Below are 18,688 nucleotides of genomic sequence, written 5' to 3'. Positions count from 1 at the left end.
ACTGATGGCCCTTTCGACGAGGGTCCGTTTTATGTTCGGCGCGCTCGATCGGAAGATATAAATTCTCGCTGCGTTCAAGAACTCCAATACCTGTTAGCGCGAAGCGCCGGCATGCTCCAACTTCCACATGTGGTAGAACGAGCTGTCTTCGTCGCTGAGCAATTCTCTAGGAGACCCCTGTTCAATAACTCGGCCCTGATGCAGAACAATAACATGATCGGCAGACTGTATCGTGCTGAGACGGTGTGCGATGACAACGATCGTCCTTTTGCCCCTTAGCTCGTCTATGCTAGTCTCTATTGCTGTTTGCAAAGCAGCGTCTAAGGCGCTTGTCGCCTCATCCAGGATCAAGATTTCTGAGTTTTTTCTCAATGCTCGGGCAATAGCGATTCTCTGTCGCTGACCTACTGAAAAACGGTGACCTCGCCTACGGACTGGAGTATCAAGCCCATCCGGAAGGAGGGCAACAAACTCGTGAACCTGCGCAGCCCGCGCGGCATCTTGCACGCTGTCGCGATCCCAATCTTCTGCTCCATAGCTTATCACATCTAAAATAGTGTCCCCAAGAAGTTCAGCGTCCTGCCCGGCAAATGCGATCCGCTCTCTCCAGTCTGTTAATCTAATGGAACGAACATCTACCTCATCGACCAACATCGTACCCCGGGTGGGGTCAAAAAAACGGCACAACAGAGCTGCCACAGTACTTTTTCCAGATCCAGAAGAGCCGACGAATGCAGTCAGACGGTTCTTCACTATTTCAAAACTTGCGTCACAAATAGCTGCCGTGTCGCTACCCACGTAGGTGAAGCTCACGTTCTCAAATCGAATGCTCCTGGCCAGCCCACTGAATGCCCGTGACCCGCTTGATTCCTCCGGCTTTTGAAGCACGTCCCTGATATGATCCAGCGTCGGCAAAGCTCGGGACAATTCGACTCGCACATGATTCAGCATTCGAACGTGAGGCTGCAGTCGGTACAGAAGGACGAGAAAGGCGACTAGCGTACCCGCGGGGATACCCATGCTCCAGGAATAAGCTACGATAACCAAAAGGAGCGGCGCAAAAAGAACTTCTGTAATGGGGCCTATTATCGCGGCAGCTTTTTCCACGTCAACTGACGCTGCACGATCACGCGCTGCTATATTAGCGAATCTTCTAAACTCCCGCTTCTCTCGAGAAAATAGTTTAATTACCTTTAGAGCCTCCAACGTTTCGATCAGCCTCGATGAGAGCTCTGCGCTGGTTTCTTTTGCGATAGCGGCTCGACGCCTCACTCTCCTAGTAAGAATGATAGTAACAACACCAATGAGCGCTAAACCAGCTAGGGAGACTACAGTCAGTCGCGGAGACAGAAGAAATAGAATTACGCAAAATGCAGTAATGGAGAACAGGCTAACTAATCCTTTCGCTACTGCAACCACGAACTCACCTGCGAGCCACGTCTCTCCCTGGACGATGTTGAACATTCGGCCAGAACTGCTACTGCTGACAAACTGAAAATCGGCGCGAAGCAAACTGTCAAATAGTGACGCACGCAGGTCTAAAACAATCTTTTTGCTGATAATTAGCGCAACAAAAGAATATAAGTATTGAATAGCAGCCTTGCTTGCGAACAGGAGTAATACACCAAATAGCAATGATAGTAAAACGGTTGTCTGATTAGCTGCCGGCCAAATATCCGTTGCGCGACCAAGTAAAGGGAATACTACAGCCACATCGGGCGATCGAAACAGGTAGGATATAAGCGGAACGAGTATCGCAACCCCGATGCCCTCAACCGCAGCAGAAGCTACGCCGAGCATGACCAGTGTTGGGAATGCCCACAAGTGTGGTCTCAGAAAGGATCTTAGGAAATATGCGTAGGCGTGGTTCACGATGTCGGTACCACGCCAGCAACGGCCAATCGTGCGGCTACCGCCCGGCGTCGGTCGTGCCTATCCGGAATACGCGGTTCAGTCTGCAATCCCTCCTCCGGCGATATTTCATGAAAATGGCGGATATGCTGTCTCTTGCTTTTGACGGAGTGATCTGAAGACGTCCAGCCGAACCAATCTTTCAGTCGGCGCGAAATCCCTCGCGTCAACGATCGCGCTATTCTCAAATTTAATGCGGATTGAGGATCGATCAATATCGTTCTCGCTAGAAGCGCCAGGCCTTGACGAAACTTCCCTTCACGCAGCGACCCCTCTGCTAGCCAGCTAGCGTTCTCGCCCACCGCCCAGCGGAAGAGAAAGGCCGGGAGTTCGGGGTGCCGATTCCGTACTTCGCGCAGGACAATCTGCCGCGATTTAAACATTTTGAAGATATTGCTAGACATACTGCCATCCGAGAGGCGGTACCCCATGAGATAGGAATCGACTATTCGTACCGTGTATCGCTCCGAGATGGCGAGAAACGCCCTTGTGTCCTCTGCCCCTTGTGCTCCCCTGGCCCGAAGACTGGGATCAAATCCTCCTATCTCCAGCAGGCATTTCCGCCTTACCAATACCGCGCTGCCCCCGCCCATGAAATTGAACAAAACGAGCAATGGGTAAACGTACCCCTCATAGGGTGGGAAGTGTGGGCTATTTATAATCGCTCCATCGGAATCGACCTCTCGGTACCTGCAGTAGACTATACCAATGTCGGCGCCCCCGCGCTGCATGACCTCCATCTGCTTAGAAATCTTTTCACGGTGCCAGAGGTCATCCGCGTCGAGGAAAGCAACGTAATCGCCTTGCGCAGACGCGATCCCGGCATTCCGGGCGACAGCGACGCCTCCATTCGCCTGATGTATCAATCGCACTCGCTTGTCGCGAGCAGCACACTCACGCACGACGCTGGCGGTGGCGTCCGTCGACCCATCATCAACCACGATGATCTCAATTGAGGGCCATGTCTGCTCCGCTGCGCATCGAACAGCGTTTTCTACGAACCCACAGCCATTATGGACCGGTATCACCACGGATACTAGCGCAGCGGATTCATCACTCAGATTGGCCATGGATCAACCGCACCTGAATCTAGTGGTGATAGTTTGCTGCCATCTTGGTGACATCAGCGTTCAGGAAATTCAAATCCAAAACCACACTACAATTCACTGGCTTCCCTGCCCTGGTATTGGTTTAGAAGCTCCGACCTAGCAAATCAGTCGCCTGCGAGAGGCGCGGCACCTGACGCCACCTGCTCAGCACGTCAATGGGGTCCCCGGGGATAACCTAGTGATGATGCTATCAGATCGATGTAAGCAGCCGGCGCGTGCTGGCCAGCCCACGCAAGGGTCAGAATTGCGCTCCTGAATTTCCCGCTTCTGTTTAGATCCCGCACAGCTGCCTTGATCATTTGCCTACCGTACAATCTTTTCCAAAAGCCTATGCCGTCTCTATAAGCTGCTTTATAGGATCGGTCGCTGCCGGTGTGCATCTTTTGGCGCCTTAAAACCAACAATGCGCTCCGCAGCATCTTTTGGTAATTACGTGACATGTTATAGTCGTGCTGGCGGTACTCGGCAACTATTTCGCTGTACACTTCGATCGGGTACTTTCGAGCAAGGCGCAGGTAAACGTCATAATCTTCGCAGGCTTCCAATCCCGGATCGAAACCTCCCTCCCGAACCAGGATAGAGCGATCGTAGAGTACCGTACCGTGCATCGCGATAAAATTGCCCCTAAGAAATCCTTTATAAGGATCGCCTTCGTATGCGGGCGACCGTTCCCACAGGGCAACTCTATCCAGCGACACCCCACGGTGCCCGCCACATACAAACGCGTATCCAGCCCGCGTGATGAGTGCGGCCACGCCCAGCTCGACTGCATTGGGCAACAGAATATCATCGGCGTCTAAAAACGTCACGTAGGCACCAGTCGACTTAAGCAACCCGGCGTTGCGCGCTGACGGCAATCCGGCGTTCCTCTGGTGAAGAACAATGGCATGTTCTAACTTGTTCGCCACCTCAAGCGAGTTGTCAGTCGACCCATCGTCAACCACCAGTATCTCGACATTTCGATAGGTTTGCCGTCGAGCACTGTGAAAGGCATCTTGCAAAAAGGTGCCGTGGTTGAAGCATGTGATAACAATACTAACGAGTGGATCCCGCTCGCCCACGGTAAGCTTCCTCTCTATCTCTAGACGCACCTCGTATTCACGGCGCGCTCGAGCTCGTCAGACTGCTGTACGCGCGGGTCAACGTTCTCGCGACTCGACCCATTACTGGGTGCCGATACCGCCAAAGTGCGCGCTGAAGTTTTCTCCACTCGTTTGATTGCTCCATCCCAACAGATATCATATGACCTTCCAACCAAACGAGAAACTGGTGCCGGCACTTATGAAACTCACCTTCTTGGCGTACGATTTGGCTGCTCGACGTAGACCTCTGTCTGTAATAGTCGCAACAGGCGCTGGAAACGTAAACAGGCGTCGAGGTGTATACCTTCGCCAGGAACACTTGGTCTGTGAATACCCGTTTGAATTCATCGTTCCAACCCCCAATTCGGTCGACAACATCCGATCTCACCAGCACAGAATTCATCGACGGCGACGCGCCTTCGCCCAAAGGGTACAACGCTGAGAGCAGAGCAGGAGGCCGCGCCAAGCTGTTCTGAGGTGCACCGACGAGCACAAACTCATCTTTGTCTTTGTCTTCAGCGCGACCCGTCCACCGATGCCAATATACCGTCGACCCAACCACCATACCGGCTTCTGCTATCATTTCAAAAATTGATAATTGTTGCTCCAGTCGATCTGGAAGCCAAACGTCATCGGCATCCAAGTATGCAATGTACTCGCCTGACGAATGTTCGCGCCCTAGATTGCGCGATGAACTCGCCCCCAGATTTCGATGCCCGAAATGCTCTAAGTATCGAATTTTACCCGGCGACTGCTCCGCGTAACGTTTGGCGACGTCTGTGCTCTCATCTGTAGAGCCGTCGTCAATAAGGGCTAATTCCCAATTTGTGTAAGTTTGATCCAACACGCTCTCGACTGCCTCCTGTAAGAAGGAACCTGCGTTTAGAAACGGGGTTATGATCGAGACCAGGGGACGATGCGATTCCACCAAGTACTTCCGTTCCTGTTTGGCAAGTGGCGTTATGCTCGACATTTCTGAAGTGCCTCAATCCTGGAGAGGGTCCAATACCCGAATGCGGGGTAGTATCCCGTTGGCAGTCCAGGAAAAGCAGGCTAACCATTATAGCAAGTTGGTGTGGTCTCCTCAACTAGGCGTGCAGTGGGTGCCAAGGATTGGAGGTGGAGCGAAGCGGAACCGAAGTGTTACCCCGCGATACCTCAGGTGACCGCTATCTGAACCCATGCCCCCGAAATAGGAGGCCGCCTGCGAGCAAGTTGACCAGATATCACTGACGTCTTTGCGGATGCTTTCGGATTGCAGCAAGCACCGCGCCGTCATCCAAGCTACATTCAACAGAACCTACCGCGGCCAGCGCGTCAGTGGCATCGACCGACTCCCCGCCCGGTCCAGGCCCTCTGATAACGAAATGTCCTTTCTCACATGTGAAGTCCCACTTGTGCAGCTGCTTGTACGATTTCGTCTTTCCTTCGTTTTCAGCATGATAAAGCACGACGAAACCATCATGTTTTGTGACCGAGAGCATTTGTTGTATTGCCTTGAGTGGACTAGCCGTGTGATCTATACAATTCTGTCCATGCACGATGTCGAAACTGTTATCTCCAAATTGGCTGCTAAGGTTTTCGGCGTCACCAAAGACTGTTCGCACAAGAGGTTGGATCCCAAAATCCCTCAGAACTTGATCATATTCTGATGCCAACAGGTCAGTTGCAGTAATCACCTCTTTCGAGGCATGCACTTTGCCGAGCTTCGTTAAGGGGCCAGCGCCCACATCGAGTATGCAAACTGGGTTGGTCATCAACCTGTCGACATATCGACCAACGTGATCCTGAATTGGTAAATTGGGGTCAAGAGACGTTGCTTGTAGTCCTCTGGCCAGAATGATCCCTGAGTGGAGAACCAGTGTCTCCAAAACAGAACTTCGTCGCTGAGCTGTTGGGATCGGCTGTCTCCCTCCAGCCAGCGCAGGATATTTCGTCCGAGCCGCCGAGCCCTAGTCAACACCGATGTCGATCTTCTCAGAAACTGTTCTCTAGCCATGACGGGACTCCTCGCGGTGAAGAGGGTTTACGGTCCGCTCTGGTCGCGTTTAGGCGTTGCTCGCCATCGCCACGGCGTAAGCCCCTCCGGAAGCCAGGTCAAGTGCAACAAACAGGTGGGACATTGCGTTCCGCCGACTTCGAGGTCCGGCTGCGGCCTCAGCCCTGCTTCCTCGTAGCTCCACCCGACCAAGTCCATCGCCTTCTCGCGCAGGCCGGCCTCGACCGGAGACGTCGGTTCCGGCCACGGTTCCGTCGACTCGCCGCCGCAGATCGCGATCCGGTAGGGTTCGCCGCTGCCCGAGTGCATCAATTGGCTGACGTTGATCTGGTAGCCATAGCCGCAGGCGTGTCGGTCCACTCCGTCCACGAGATCCTTTATCGAAAAGACGACATTGCGACCTCGGCAACCTCGTTCGAAATCTCGCTGCCCGCAATGGACTTGATGGCGTAGCAGACGACATTGACTGCAGGCGCGATGCCCGACACTTGGATCAACGGCCGCCAAACAAGACAAACTGTGCAGCCCTATAAGCTTCCGCTCGACGGCATCCGCTTTTCGATTTCCTTTAATATGTTGGTTGCGCGTGCGATGCGGCTATGCTTGGCCAGAAAGTCCGTCTTCGCCTGCAGCCCAATCTGATCCCGAAACACCTTGTTTTCGCGCAGGCGCTGAAGGGCTTTGACCCAGTCCGACAAGTTGTCTGGGGACACCAGAAGGCTGTTAACTCTATCCCTCAAAACTTCACGGATAACTGGCAGGTCGGAGGATACTATCGGTTTGCCGTGCGCCATATACTCGAAGATCTTGAGCGGCGACATTCCCTCAGCGATATTTCGACCGCCGCCCTGGCCCTGTACATTTCTGAGATAGGGCGCGAGTACTCAGAACTTCCGTTCGTTCCCTGAGAGTACGCACCTTGAGGTAAGCTATCGCCATCATGACAGGAGCTGCCAAATGAGGCGCAAGGAACCAGACAGCCGCGGTTTTGCTGCCGCGCTGCAGGCCATAGGCGGAAAGTGGAAAACCTCGCTGCTATGGGAACTGCACCTGCGGCCTTACCGCTTTGCCGAACTGCGCCGCTTGTTGGCTGGCGTCAGCGAAAAGGTGCTCACCCAACAATTGCGGCAGATGGAAGCCGACGGGCTGATCAGCCGGCGCGCCTATGACGAGGTGCCGCCTCGCGTGGAATACTCGATCACGCCGCTCGGCTTTAGCCTGAACGATGCGGTGACAGTCATGTCGGCCTGGGGCAAGCACCACGAGGCATGGAAATCGCAGCGTAAAGCGGCCTGGTGCAGGCAGACCCCGGCCTGGGAACCGAGGCCTACGGTGGTAATGGGTTCGTCGCTCTGCCGCGCACGCCCACGGGTGCTTTGGATCAGCAGTTCGGCATCCGCTTCTGTCGAACCGCAACCGACGCCTGCCTGCGCCGATTGCGGGTGCCGGCTTCGACCCGAAGCACCATTCAAGCAAAAACCCGCCCCGGTCTCCGGAGCGGGTCTGTTGCCTGAGGCGGAACTCAACACATGTCCGCAGCCGCAAGGTCGCCTCGCGATGCTGAAGATCTGGTTAACCCGCCATATTTGATTCAAATCCAGCTGTGGATGTTCGCCTTTGGGTAAATCGAAATGGGCCATCCTTGTCCAGCGGCGGGCAAAAGGAGAATCCATGACCAGTGACTTTGCCGCAGCCCACCTCCATCTTGAACGAGCCTGCCACTATTTGCGCGGCGATGACGAGACGAGCAGCGCGGCGCGCGCCGCCCTGGACATCCTGATCGATGCAATCGTCGCAGCCCAGTACAAGCGCCCGCCCGCGGACGTGGTGGAATTTCCCAGAACGGCAAAGCAGCGTTAGTCGGCGAAGCGCGGCGCATCCGCAGGATTAATGCGCCGCTTCAAGTTCTTGTTTCTTGACATGTCGTTGTCTTGATACTGCTGCGCGCCCTCGGGTCAGGCCCGAGGGCATGCCTTGGGTGACATGCAGGTGCGGGCGAAACAAATGGAGCGGGATGGCCAGTTCAAATCAAACGCATACCGCTTTGGGTCCGCCGTACCCTCTCCCAATGGCTGATGCTCGGTAGCAGGAGCTACCGACAACGCCGGATTGACTCTTACTCTGCGCCCGTGCTGATGTTGCAGTGCAACATAGAGCAACGGTTCCGAAGGCGGCAAGTGGTCCCCAGTTGGACGCCAAAGAACCTGCAGGGGAACTTGAGGGGGCTTAACTGGTGTTTATTGGGCAGCCACAGTACTCGAGCACGACGCCGTTATGGAACGTTGGTCTCGGCAAGATCACGAAAGTCAGCGGACGGGACACCACATTTGACGGGTTGTCCGCATTTGCCCCTTTCTGGGCAATGGCGGCGATCTTCAGTATCGCCGGTGATATCTATTCCATGCTTGGCTACAAGGGGCCGCTTTTTGCCGCCCTGAGCTGGTCGGTCGTCCTGTTCAGCCTGCTACTCCTGCTGTACCCGCGGCGAACCGAGCTTTTGATGGGGCTCGTGATGGTATCGCTGGTGCTGTACGCGCTGCGCATGCCGGTCGCTTCGAACAATAAGACGATCACGGCGGTGATGAATGGGGCTATCCTGCTCAGCGCAGCGGTGCTCTATCTACGGGCCGCCGGCCGCGGCGCCGCCCTGGACCGGATGGCCCTTTACCAGCAGATCCGGGTCGTCGCCCGGGCGCTGCTCGCCATCATGTATTTCTACGGCATCTTCCACAAGATCAACACCGATTTCCTCGATCCTTCCGTGAGTTGCGCGGTGGGCCTCTACGCTCCTCTGGCTCGTCCGTTCGGCCTCGAGGACAATCTTTTCGGCCGGTATCTTGCGATCTTCGCAACCTTCGTCATAGAGGCGATCGCGATCGTGTCTCTCTACTGGAAGCGCTATTTCGCCGTGGGATTCATTCTCGCACTCGTCTTCCATTACGTGATTCCGATCTCGGCCTATTCCTGGTACATGGACTTTTCCAGCCTAGTGTTCGCGCTGTATGTGCTGAGCATCCCTACGCCCGCCAGCGAAGCGCTCTATCGCAGCTCGCTGGAGTTTACCAATCCGCTGCGCGAGACGTTCGGCCGGGTCGGGATCTTGCTGCCGGGCGCGGCCATGATGCTGTTGGCGGTCACTCTCGTCATTCTGCTCACCTATGCTTTTCCCGGGCGCTCCTTCGACATGATGGTCCACTCCGTCTGGATCCTCATTTGGGCGGTAGTGGGCGGCGCGGCGATGGTCGTGCTGTCCCATGTGGCCCTGCAGAACCTGCCTTGCCGGACCGTCTCCTCGCCGCGCCAGCCGCTCTGGGTCTATTTGGTGCCGGGCTTGTTCTTCCTCTCCTGCCTGTCACCCTATGTCGGGCTCAAGACGGAGAGTTCCATCAACATGTTCAGCAATCTGCACACGGAAGCCGGCCAGACCAACCATCTGCTCTTTCCGAAGCCACCATACCTGTTCAACTATCAGAACGAGGTGGTGAAGATCGTTGATTCCTCGGAGCCCCATCTGGTCCGGCAGTCGCGGGCGGGCAATTACCACGTCCTCCTCGATGTGAAGAAACAACTGCGCCGGAAGCCCGAGGCTTGGGTGACTTACGTGAAGGATGGCGAGACGATTACCCGCGCCAACGCCTCGACCTTCGCAGGCGAAATGCCCAGCCTCCTCGAACGCAAGCTGCTTGTGTTCAAGTTGGTGGATTTCTCGCGGCCGAAGGCCTGCACCCACTGAACGCCGCTCTCACGAATGAAATTGGTAGATGTCGCCGGGCCGTCGACTTAAGCCATCCATTTCGTCAGGAAATGTCCAAAGCGCGTCGCGCCTGTAAGATTAACGCGCCGCTTTAAGTCCATGGTCGCTATCGCAAAACCGCTGCGCACCCTCGGGTCAGGGCCCGAGGGCATGCTTTTGGGCGACATGCTTTAGCGCCGTTCGAGGTCTGCAGGGATCAGCGAGCGGCCGCGAAGCCTCAGGGTGGCCCGGCGTCCGAGCTTAAGCGCCGGATAGATCAGCCGCGCGGCCGTCCTGTTTGAGAGAATCCTGCGGTTGAGCCAGCCGAAAAACGTCGAAGAGGAACTGAGGATCGCCAGGAGATTGATGGCTTCCTCGCCGTGGTAGACGCGGTCCTCGAAAACGAAGAGCATGCCCTCGTTCAGGTCGAAGCCCTGGCGCTGAAACCCGACAACGCGCGGATCGCCGGAGCGCGCGTCGAGCAGCTCGACAGGACCGACGGCGTCGCGCAGCCGGGCAAAGCGGACATAGCTCTGGCAGAAGATGCAGTCGCCGTCATAGACGATAAGCGCCGTCTTGCCGGGGGACTTCATTGCACCGTCGCGTCCTGACTGGTCTCGATCGGTGCTTCTCCGGAGCCATCGATCGCGCAATTGCTGTAGAACCCGCAGCCGGAAACGACGGGCAGGTTGCTGAAGGCGTCGAAGGCAGCGACGAGCACCAGCCCGACAATGCCGAGCATCAACATTTTCTTGTAGGCGGACAAGTCGCGAAGCATTTTGGTCCTTTGCTGCTTGGTACGGACCTGGTCGATCCGACGTCAAAGCGCGATCGATTTCAACAGCCCGCTGCCTTTCGCAATAACGGTAACCGGTGCCGGTCAACGTTTCCTATCGAAAGGCCTTGAACTGACACATCGGCACTGTCCCGATATTGTGCAGTGCAACAATGCGTGAGGATCGGCGAAAAATCAAGCGGAATGCTGAATTTTAGTCTGCGCGGTCTGGGGTTCAGGGACGCGGCATACGCATGGATTTCAACTCTGGCCATGGCTATTTCCTCATCGGCGGCTTCATCCTGGTCGGTGCCGGGCTCCTGATCCTTTCGCTGATCGTCAATATTCGTGTGGCACACAGCGTGCGCCACGATATGCGCCATCGTGAAAAGCTGCTGGAGTATTATCGCAACATCTTTTCCCAGCTTGGCGTGATCCTGAGAGGCGCGGGGTACTCGCCAGGTTACGAAGGTCTTGCGCCCCGCGACTGACACCCGTAACATGGGGTTGCAATCACGTCGAAAGGTGGTCATGCCGAGTTCGCATCCCTCGGGAGCTAGGTCGATGACCAAGGTACGGTGCTCACCGTTCAGAGGGCAGCAGCCCCAGTAGCGCGAAGCCAAGGCGTGAAACCATTTGGCAGGACCCGACAGTATGTGATGCCTGAGAGCGCCTGGGGAGTTCGCTACGCAAAATGTAGGATATTTGCCCATCGCCTCTTGCCGAAAATCGTCAAGAAACGATTGAGGCGGCTGATGAGATATGACCGACCCGGCGTCGGAAGGGTGCGCTTTGGCGACTTTGAGCGGACCGATCCGATCAGTCGAAATTTCGGGTATGATCGCGGAACACCAATTGATCGTATCTACATCGAAAGATTTCTGGCGGAACACGCGTCAAGCATCCACGGTAGAACGCTTGAAGTCGTGGACGACGACTACACGGCTCGCTTCGGAGGACCGAGAACGACACAGCGTGATATCGTCGACTTGCGCCCTGAAAATACCCGCGCGACGATCGTTGGCGACCTCACGAGCCTGGGCGCAGAATGGAACGATAAGTTCGATGCGATCGTACTGACCCAGACTCTGCATCTCATCTTTGATCTGCAGAAGGCCGTTTCTGCGCTCTTCCGGCTCCTCAAGAGCGGTGGAACCGTACTTGTAACGGTGCCAGGCCTGACGCCCATTGATCATCATCAGGAATATGAAACCTGGTATTGGTCGCTGACGGAAGCTTCCGCTCGCCGATTGTTCTCGGATGTCTTTGGGGCGGACTCGACGCATATTGCTGTCTATGGAAACGTCTGCTCTGCGGTATGCTTTCTCGAAGGTATTGCTGCGGAAGAGCTCAAGCCAGAAATGCTACACGAGCAGGATCATCACTTTCCTGTCACCATCGGGATATGCGCCACAAAGGGCTAATAGAATGGCTTGGACGCTCAAGACAAGGTTGCGCCGCGTTTTACGTCGCTGCGTCTTCAAGCCGGTGATCCTGATGTACCATCGCATCGCTGCAACGGACTTGGACCCGTGGGAACTCGCCGTTTCGCCAACCAATTTCGAGAAGCAGGTGCGGGACCTCGCAAAGACGAGACGTGTGCTGCCGTTGCGCGAACTCGCATCGAGGCACATTGAAGGAAGCCTTCCACCTGACGCTGCAGCCATTACTTTCGACGACGGCTACGCGTGCAATGCCTTAATCGCGGCGCCTGTCCTGGAAACGCTCGGTCTTCCAGCTACGTTCTTTCTGGTAACGTCCATGCTCGGGAAAACCGACGAGTTCTGGAACGATGCTCTCGAACGGGTTATCTTCGATCCTAGGGCCGCAGGACCAGCCTCCATCGTCGTCGCCGGTCGCGATGCTCATGTTGATCTGAGTGAACAGGCCGATGACTACCAATTGGGCCGAGGTTGGCGAGCTATGCATGAGCCGCCCCGAACTGCGCGCGAACAGGCTTATCTCAAGCTTTGGAAGGTTCTGAAGCCGGCCTCTTTTGATGTGCAGTACCAAGCAATCGAATCACTCGCTCGCCAGGTCGGCAGTGACTTGGCACCTCGAACCAGCCACCGACCCATGACAATTGATGAAGCCCGAATGCTCTCGCGAAGGTCGCGCTTGGACATTTCAGGTCACACGGACACCCACGTTTCCCTCCCATTGTGGGATCGGCACATCCAGCTGAAGGAGATCCAAAAAAGCTGCCGGACGTGCGAGGACCTGTCGTCCCGCCCATGCACCACATTCGCCTACCCCTATGGCGACTATTCCGACCTGACCATCGAATGCGCAAAAGAGTCGGGGCTGGTTTGCGCCGTGTCGGCCTACCCCAGACCTGTGGCGAACACGGACCTCCCTCTGGTGCTGCCGCGGATCATGATGACGAACAAGAGCATTGTCGGATATCTGGACGCAAATTGATGCATAAGCCCATGTTCGGCGAGCGCGGTCGCGGGGTCATTGTTCAGCTCGTGATCTGGCCTTCAGTCGGGTCGAGGTCACGCCAGTCTCCACGATCGGAAGTACGAAATTCTGCGCCATCAAGGCTTGGCAGATCTGCTTCTTGAGCAAAGGGCCCACCGAGCGCTCTCGTAGAAACTTTGGAAAAGATGAGATAAGTATCTTCTGAACGATTAAATGTGGGGTCGTTCCAAAAATCATAGAAAACGGAGCTCTTTTGAAATAAGTCAACAACACCTCTCGTAAGTATCGCTCGATGTTCATCTCCCTAACACGTGCACTAGAGAAATTCTGGTCAACGAGGACTTCAATTGTTCGACCTCGGCTCGATCGGAGCGAACGACGGCAATGAAAGACCTGATGCCTGGACCAAGATTGATCTGCGGAATGGCTCCGGGAATTCGGACGACCCGCGGGGCCACACTTCCAACAATGCCGATGATGTCGGACGCATTAGCGGTAGCGGCGAGACGTTCTGTATGGTCCAGCACGTCGTTCACGAAAGAAGGCCCGCAGTGAGCAATCGTGCCAATTTTTTCTATGAACTCTTGAAGGTGAGGTTTCAGTGTAGGCCAGCAGGTTTCCCAATTGGGCCTGAAGTCGCCTAATCCGATGGGAATGGCGTCGAACAAGGCTGCTCCGATATCAGAAGCTGCCAAGGGCTCGGCAGGAAGAACTTGCATTCCTCTCAAGACGCCCTGGAGTGAGTGCTTGCGTGCGATTGCAAGACCCGCCAACCAACTGGCAAAGCGATATGCCGCAGCGGGGAACTCTGCAGGGGATACGCCTTCGGCATACATGGGATGGGGTCTTGGAACTCGGGGATCGGGGCCGTGCCCGCGGGCGATGACGATGAGACCGTCTCGAAACTCCTGCTCGTAATAGGTACTGAGCGAGGATTCTGTTTGGCGATAAAAGGCCACGAACTCATCAACGCCCCCGCAGAGGGCGCCATACCGGATGACACGTTGCCAGAGATCCCAGTCTGCGCAGCCCATCAATGTTTCATCAAAACCGCCAAGCTCGTGAAAGGTCGAGTTTTTCAAAATGCATGCATGGACCATAAACGTTGCCGTTGATGCAAGGCGATGGAATAAGTCGCCCCCGGGCAGGTGTACCTGCGATCGATCCTGGCTGCGGCTCCCGCACACGCGAAGGCCTAAGGCGTGCACAAGATGCACATCCTGGCCGGCAACGCGCAATAGGGAGCCAAGGGCATTAGGAGCGAGCCAGTCGTCGCTGTCGAGAAAAAGCAACCAATCTGCCTTTGCTTTTGCCGCCCCTGTGTTTCTGGCCGAAGCAGCACCTCGCTGTGTCTGCAACCAGAGCGAAATTCTGGGGTCATGGGACGCGAGATTCTGAAGCACGGCGGGTGTTCCATCGGTTGACCCGTCGTCAACGAGAATGGCTTCCCAGTCGGCGAGGGATTGCGCCTTAAGTGAAGCCACCGCTTCGAGGATTAGCATGGGCTGATTGTGTACGACTATGGAAGCCTGCGGCATAGTGGTCCTGTCCAAGGCATCCGGACGCTCGTGACCTTTTGAGGATATCGCGAACAGGATGGTGAGCGCGCCTTCGCGGCGGCCATTAGTCCGTAGAAGGTTAACTTTTTCTCCGGTTCAAGATGGCAAAAGGCAGCTCAGCGGCCGATGGTGCGTCGAGGGAGTATTCCGGCGTGTGGAGGTAGCCACTTAGATCCCGCGCGAACGCCAGGATCCGACTCTCCGCGGCCGCATCGACATCACAACAGCTTGTGGAGCCTCGCCGACGTCCGAATTGGGGTCGCGACTTGCTCTGCCTCCGAAACTTGAATGTCGCCAACGGGTCAGCAGCGCTGGTCGCGCGCATGTCGGATTTTTGAACGGAAAACGGCCCCCGAAGGTCTCGGAAGGGCTCTTTCCGGATGTTGACGCCCCCTACGAACATGTAGGCGTAGAAGCCGAATGGTATCGCCCGACTGAATGGGACTATCGGCAATCCGGAGCATCCGAGCCAATTCGCGCTTGCCACAAAGTATGATGCGGTGCACAATCGCCATCGAAACCGAAGGACCGGGCCGGCCGATAAGCCGTATCCAGGAAACGCTGAAGTTGAACCTTCCCATACGTGAGACCTGGCTGGACACTGCCAAGGGCTTGGGAATCACCCTCGTCGTCATGGCCCACGTCCTCGACCACAGCACCTGGCGCTGGGCGCACCCGATTTACTTTACGGCATCGCTGTTCTTCATGCCGTTCTTCTTCATCATTTCAGGCTATCTTTTTGCCGTGACGGAGAGGAAGGCGCTTTTCCGGAAGCGCGTCCAGGGCCTGCTCATTCCCTATGTGATGTTTCTCGGCGCGATCATGGCGAGCGTGCTCGTTGTGGACTTTTTGCGCGGCGACACCCCGGCGCCCTGGCAGATCAGGGAACTCATCACCGACGCGCTGCTGGGCGGACGGCACCTGACGCGCGAACTCGGCGTGTTCTGGTTCGTCACCTGCCTCGTCGCCACGCAACTCGTCTACAACGAGGTCGCGATCAGGACCAGCGGACCGACCGATCCCGGCATGCTGATCTTTGTCGGCGCATCCGTCGGCCTCGCCTATTCAATCCAGGCCTACTGGCAGGAGGTGCGCGCGCCGCTGGCTCTGACGAACGTGCCGCTCGCCATCGGCGCATTCTGGTTCGGACATTTCCTGCGCGAACGCGGCATGAGCGCGCTGTGGTCGGCGGTGTTTGTCGTGGCGGTTGCCGGGGTCGCGCTCGCGGCGGCGCGGACGGGTTCCGACTTTACCTTCAGCATGAAGAACGCCATCTTCGGCCCGCCGCTTCTCGGCCTGCTCGTTGCATTGGCGATCTCGACCTTTATCCTCGGCCTCGTCCGCTTCATGGCGATGCCGAGCTTGCGCATCGCTCCGTTGGCGGAAATCGGCGCAGCCTCCCTGGTGATCATGTTCGTCCATCAGTTCGTTCATTTCACGCTGCGGGACTTCGGAATGTCTTCCGAGTTGGTGCTGATCGCCCTGTCGCTCGGACTTCCCTATCTGCTCTATCGCGGACTGAGATCGTCCCGGATACTGTCGCCCTGGTTCATCGGAAGCGGAGACCTGGCGCTCAGCATCCAACTGATGAGGCGGAGCCTCGCCTTCCGGGCAGGCTGAGCAAGAACGCGGATCGTCTGCCTTGCCGGCCCGTTTCGGCCGAGCGTGTGGGCATCCGAGTACGATTCCGGGCAGACCTTCCTGGCCCCTGTTCCCGGGAGCGCGGCGGGCGTATTCTCCCGGTCCGACGGGTCGAAATCATCAGGGGAGGAGATTGCGATGGCTGAGGCAACGCGCCACGACGCCTGGCAGGCCGGGGATAGCTACGACCTCTATATGGGACGATGGAGCCGTCAGATCGCTCCACCGTTCCTGGCTTGGCTCGATCCGGCGGAGGGTCTGGACTGGCTGGAGGTGGGTTGCGGAACCGGGGCGCTGTCGGCAGCCATCCTGGCGCGCTGCAATCCCAGGAGCCTGGTATCCATAGACCTGTCGGAGGGCTTTCTCGCCAAGGCGCGCGCGAACGTGCCGGACGAACGTGTCGCGTTTTTCGCAGGCGATGCGCAGGCCCTGGCAGTCGAATCGGGCGGCATGGACATGGTCGTTTCGGCGCTCGTTCTCAACTTCGTTCCCGACAGGCAAAAGGCGCTCGCCGAGATGCGGCGGGTGGCCCGCCCTGGAGCGACTATTGGATTCTATGTGTGGGATTATCCCGGCGGCGGGGTGGAATTCATGCGGGCCTTCTGGACCGCTGCGACGGCGCTTGACCCCGGTGCCATCGACCTTACCGAAGACAGGCGTTTTCCATTTTGCACACAAGATGGATTGACCGATCTCGCGGAGAAGGCAGGCCTGGGCTCCATCGACTCCACCCGGATTGAAATGCCGGCCGTGTTCAAGGACTTTGAGGACTACTGGCGCCCCTTCACCCTGGGTGCGGGACCGGCGCCCGGCTACTGCATGAGTCTCGACCCCGCAGCTCGCCAGAGATTGATGGAGAGGCTCCGCGACAGTCTGCCGCGCGGCGAGGGCGGGTCCATTCCCCTGAAAACCAGAGCCTGGGCAGTCAAGGCGAAGGTGCGCTGATGACCGGCAGCCATGTCGCGCCAAACCGGCAGGCGGCCAATCATAGACTGCCGGCGCAAAGTTCGGGTTGACCGGCCTTGTGCGCGAAGCGACTATTCGTCTGGACAGCCGAGATGCAGATTGCGCGAGGAGATTACGATGGACGAGCCCGATCGCTGGCGTCACATGTCGAGCGCGCCAAGGGATGGCAGCCGAATCCTGGTCACAGTTCGGCCGTCTGAGCAGGGGCCAGCGGAAGTCGACCTGGCTTACTGGTCTCGAGCCGACCAGTTCGGCAGCGAAGGCTGGCGCGCTTCCGACTCGTCGCCCGGACGCGTGGTTGAATACGCCGAGCCCGAGCTGAAATGCTGGATGCCACTGCCGACAGCCAATCTGAGCAAGGGTTCATTGCCGAGCCCCTGGGACGAAGAAGATGTCCCGCTGCTGGATGGATCGGGGATATGAGGCTGAGCGCGATCGTCACAGCTGCCAATCTCCCCCCAAGTGGGGGAGATTGGCAGTTCGCCCGTCGGCTCCTTCTCTTCAAGCTTGCTTAGAACAGGAACGCAGCCGTGGCCGGGTTCGCGCCCGTACGGCCGTCTGATGAATCCATGCCTCGAATGAGCTCGAGGTCCTTTGAATCCAGCTCGAATTCGAAGACGTCGAAATTGGCGGCAATCCGATCCTGGTGGATCGACTTTGGAATGACGATCAGCCCTTCCTGAAGATGCCAGCGGATGATCACCTGCGCCACGGACTTGCGGTGTTTTCCGGCGATCTTTTCGAGGGTCGGGTCGCTCAACAGCCGGCCGCTGCCCAGCGGGCTCCAGCTTTCGATGCGGATGTTGTGCGTGCTGTGAAATTCTCTGGTCTGGCGCTGTTGAAACCGGGGATGGAGTTCGATCTGGTTGACTGAGGGTGTGACACCAGTCTCGCCGATGATCCGCTCCAGATGGTCCTGGTTGAAATTCGAAACACCAATCGACTTGATCCGGCCGGATTGCCTGAGTTCGATCAGCGTCTTCCACGCCTCGACATATTTGCCCTGGCTGGGCACCGGCCAGTGGATCAGGAACAGGTCGATCTGTTCGATGCCGAGCTTGTTCATCGTCTCGTCGAAAGCCCGCCGGGCGGCGTCACGCTGATGCGCGCCGTTGCGCAGTTTCGAGGTGATGAACAGTTCGCTCCTCGGCACGCCAGCCGTGCGGATCGCCTGCCCGACGCCTTCCTCGTTCTGGTAGCCTTCGGCGGTGTCGATCAGTCTGTAGCCGGCCTCGATTCCCCAACTCACGACTTGGGCCGTAATGGCTGGATCGACCTGCCAAACGCCAAGGCCGATCTGGGGAATGGCTGAGCCATCGTTCAATGTGATCTGCTCAGCTTTAGTCAGGGTAATTTGTTCAGGCATGCTCAGGTCCTTCTGCATCGCTCCGCCCAGCGCAGTGCTTATCTAGGCGCGGCGTCCGCCAATGCGAGTCGACAGGTGGAGAAAGTAGAAGTGCGCCGTGAAGCCGGGATGAGATCCGGTTCG

20 protein-coding genes are annotated in these 18,688 nt (G+C 57.0%); 9 read left to right on the top strand and 11 right to left on the bottom strand.

The features are described from left to right. Positions 1-93: 93 nt before the first annotated feature. The 7 genes from AC0L2A_RS05160 to AC0L2A_RS05130 all read right to left on the bottom strand — a co-directional run bounded on the left by AC0L2A_RS05160 (position 94) and on the right by AC0L2A_RS05130 (position 6,895). Entirely contained in the window at positions 94-1,824 is a 1,731-nt protein-coding gene (locus tag AC0L2A_RS05160) for an ABC transporter ATP-binding protein (protein ID WP_473607865.1), read from the bottom strand. Between the two features lie 44 nt (positions 1,825-1,868). Next, on the bottom strand, positions 1,869-2,981 hold the full coding sequence (locus AC0L2A_RS05155) for a glycosyltransferase family 2 protein (protein WP_353842965.1): 1,113 nt from the start codon (positions 2,979-2,981) through the stop codon (positions 1,869-1,871). 191 nt (positions 2,982-3,172) lie between these two features. Then, positions 3,173-4,081, bottom strand: coding sequence for a glycosyltransferase family 2 protein (locus AC0L2A_RS05150; RefSeq protein WP_287292327.1), 909 nt, complete (start codon positions 4,079-4,081; stop codon positions 3,173-3,175). A gap of 37 nt (positions 4,082-4,118) precedes the next feature. Beyond that, positions 4,119-5,075, bottom strand: a complete 957-nt coding sequence (locus AC0L2A_RS05145; RefSeq protein ID WP_473607863.1) for a glycosyltransferase family 2 protein — start codon at positions 5,073-5,075, stop codon at positions 4,119-4,121. A gap of 253 nt (positions 5,076-5,328) precedes the next feature. After that, positions 5,329-5,859, bottom strand: coding sequence for a class I SAM-dependent methyltransferase (locus AC0L2A_RS05140; protein WP_473607862.1), 531 nt, complete (start codon positions 5,857-5,859; stop codon positions 5,329-5,331). A 269-nt stretch (positions 5,860-6,128) separates the two neighbouring features. Beyond that, positions 6,129-6,461, bottom strand: coding sequence for a hypothetical protein (locus AC0L2A_RS05135; RefSeq protein WP_473607861.1), 333 nt, complete (start codon positions 6,459-6,461; stop codon positions 6,129-6,131). A 167-nt stretch (positions 6,462-6,628) separates the two neighbouring features. Continuing rightward, positions 6,629-6,895 (bottom strand): glycosyltransferase, encoded by a 267-nt coding sequence (locus AC0L2A_RS05130; protein ID WP_473607944.1) that lies wholly within the window; start codon positions 6,893-6,895, stop codon positions 6,629-6,631. 163 nt (positions 6,896-7,058) lie between these two features. On the opposite strand from AC0L2A_RS05130, the gene AC0L2A_RS05125 reads away from it, so the two are divergent. The 3 genes from AC0L2A_RS05125 to AC0L2A_RS05115 all read left to right on the top strand — a co-directional run bounded on the left by AC0L2A_RS05125 (position 7,059) and on the right by AC0L2A_RS05115 (position 9,834). Beyond that, entirely contained in the window at positions 7,059-7,691 is a 633-nt protein-coding gene (locus AC0L2A_RS05125) for a winged helix-turn-helix transcriptional regulator (protein WP_473607859.1), read from the top strand. A gap of 81 nt (positions 7,692-7,772) precedes the next feature. Beyond that, on the top strand, positions 7,773-7,961 hold the full coding sequence (locus tag AC0L2A_RS05120) for a hypothetical protein (RefSeq protein WP_023799140.1): 189 nt from the start codon (positions 7,773-7,775) through the stop codon (positions 7,959-7,961). 373 nt (positions 7,962-8,334) lie between these two features. Then, positions 8,335-9,834, top strand: a complete 1,500-nt coding sequence (locus AC0L2A_RS05115; RefSeq protein WP_473607858.1) for a thiol-disulfide oxidoreductase — start codon at positions 8,335-8,337, stop codon at positions 9,832-9,834. Positions 9,835-10,025: 191 nt separating this feature from the next. On the opposite strand, the gene AC0L2A_RS05110 is transcribed toward AC0L2A_RS05115, so the two are convergent. Together AC0L2A_RS05110 and AC0L2A_RS05105 are read right to left on the bottom strand one after the other, a co-directional pair. Next, a complete protein-coding gene (locus tag AC0L2A_RS05110; RefSeq protein WP_236377303.1) occupies positions 10,026-10,427 on the bottom strand; it encodes a DCC1-like thiol-disulfide oxidoreductase family protein in 402 nt (133 codons plus the stop codon). Beyond that, positions 10,424-10,576: a hypothetical protein gene (locus tag AC0L2A_RS05105; protein WP_473607856.1), complete on the bottom strand. Its 153-nt coding sequence runs from the start codon at positions 10,574-10,576 to the stop codon at positions 10,424-10,426. Before AC0L2A_RS05105 ends, AC0L2A_RS05110 begins: the two co-directional genes overlap by 4 nt. Before the next feature lie 287 nt (positions 10,577-10,863). Here AC0L2A_RS05105 and AC0L2A_RS05100 point away from each other — a divergent pair, with 287 nt between their 5' ends. From AC0L2A_RS05100 to AC0L2A_RS05090, 3 genes are all read left to right on the top strand, one after another. Next, positions 10,864-11,100 (top strand): hypothetical protein, encoded by a 237-nt coding sequence (locus tag AC0L2A_RS05100; protein WP_473607855.1) that lies wholly within the window; start codon positions 10,864-10,866, stop codon positions 11,098-11,100. A 264-nt stretch (positions 11,101-11,364) separates the two neighbouring features. Further along, the gene (locus tag AC0L2A_RS05095) at positions 11,365-12,033 is read left to right on the top strand and encodes a class I SAM-dependent methyltransferase (RefSeq protein WP_473607854.1); all 669 of its coding nucleotides are present in this window, start codon (positions 11,365-11,367) and stop codon (positions 12,031-12,033) included. 4 nt (positions 12,034-12,037) lie between these two features. Next, positions 12,038-13,030: a polysaccharide deacetylase family protein gene (locus AC0L2A_RS05090; RefSeq protein WP_473607852.1), complete on the top strand. Its 993-nt coding sequence runs from the start codon at positions 12,038-12,040 to the stop codon at positions 13,028-13,030. Positions 13,031-13,329: 299 nt separating this feature from the next. Here the strand turns inward: AC0L2A_RS05090 and AC0L2A_RS05085 are convergent, their stop codons facing one another. Further along, a complete protein-coding gene (locus tag AC0L2A_RS05085; protein ID WP_473607851.1) occupies positions 13,330-14,571 on the bottom strand; it encodes a glycosyltransferase family 2 protein in 1,242 nt (413 codons plus the stop codon). Positions 14,572-15,159: 588 nt separating this feature from the next. Here AC0L2A_RS05085 and AC0L2A_RS05080 point away from each other — a divergent pair. The 3 genes from AC0L2A_RS05080 (at position 15,160) to AC0L2A_RS05070 (ending at position 17,622) form a co-directional block, all read left to right on the top strand. Then, positions 15,160-16,212 carry an acyltransferase family protein gene (locus AC0L2A_RS05080; RefSeq protein ID WP_287230061.1) on the top strand — a complete coding sequence of 351 codons (1,053 nt, stop codon included), beginning with the start codon at positions 15,160-15,162 and terminating at the stop codon, positions 16,210-16,212. A gap of 159 nt (positions 16,213-16,371) precedes the next feature. Next, on the top strand, positions 16,372-17,178 hold the full coding sequence (locus tag AC0L2A_RS05075; RefSeq protein ID WP_473607849.1) for a class I SAM-dependent methyltransferase: 807 nt from the start codon (positions 16,372-16,374) through the stop codon (positions 17,176-17,178). 138 nt (positions 17,179-17,316) lie between these two features. Continuing rightward, positions 17,317-17,622, top strand: a complete 306-nt coding sequence (locus AC0L2A_RS05070) for a hypothetical protein (RefSeq protein ID WP_023799134.1) — start codon at positions 17,317-17,319, stop codon at positions 17,620-17,622. Positions 17,623-17,710: 88 nt separating this feature from the next. Here AC0L2A_RS05070 and AC0L2A_RS05065 read toward each other — a convergent pair whose 3' ends face one another. Beyond that, on the bottom strand, positions 17,711-18,565 hold the full coding sequence (locus AC0L2A_RS05065; protein ID WP_091599410.1) for an aldo/keto reductase: 855 nt from the start codon (positions 18,563-18,565) through the stop codon (positions 17,711-17,713). Between the last annotated feature and the right edge of the window lie 123 nt (positions 18,566-18,688).

It is taken from the genome of Mesorhizobium sp. WSM4844, from assembly GCF_055811775.1.
The sequence above is the reverse complement of the archived record's forward strand: the minus strand, read 5'-3'. Positions and strand labels throughout refer to the sequence as shown.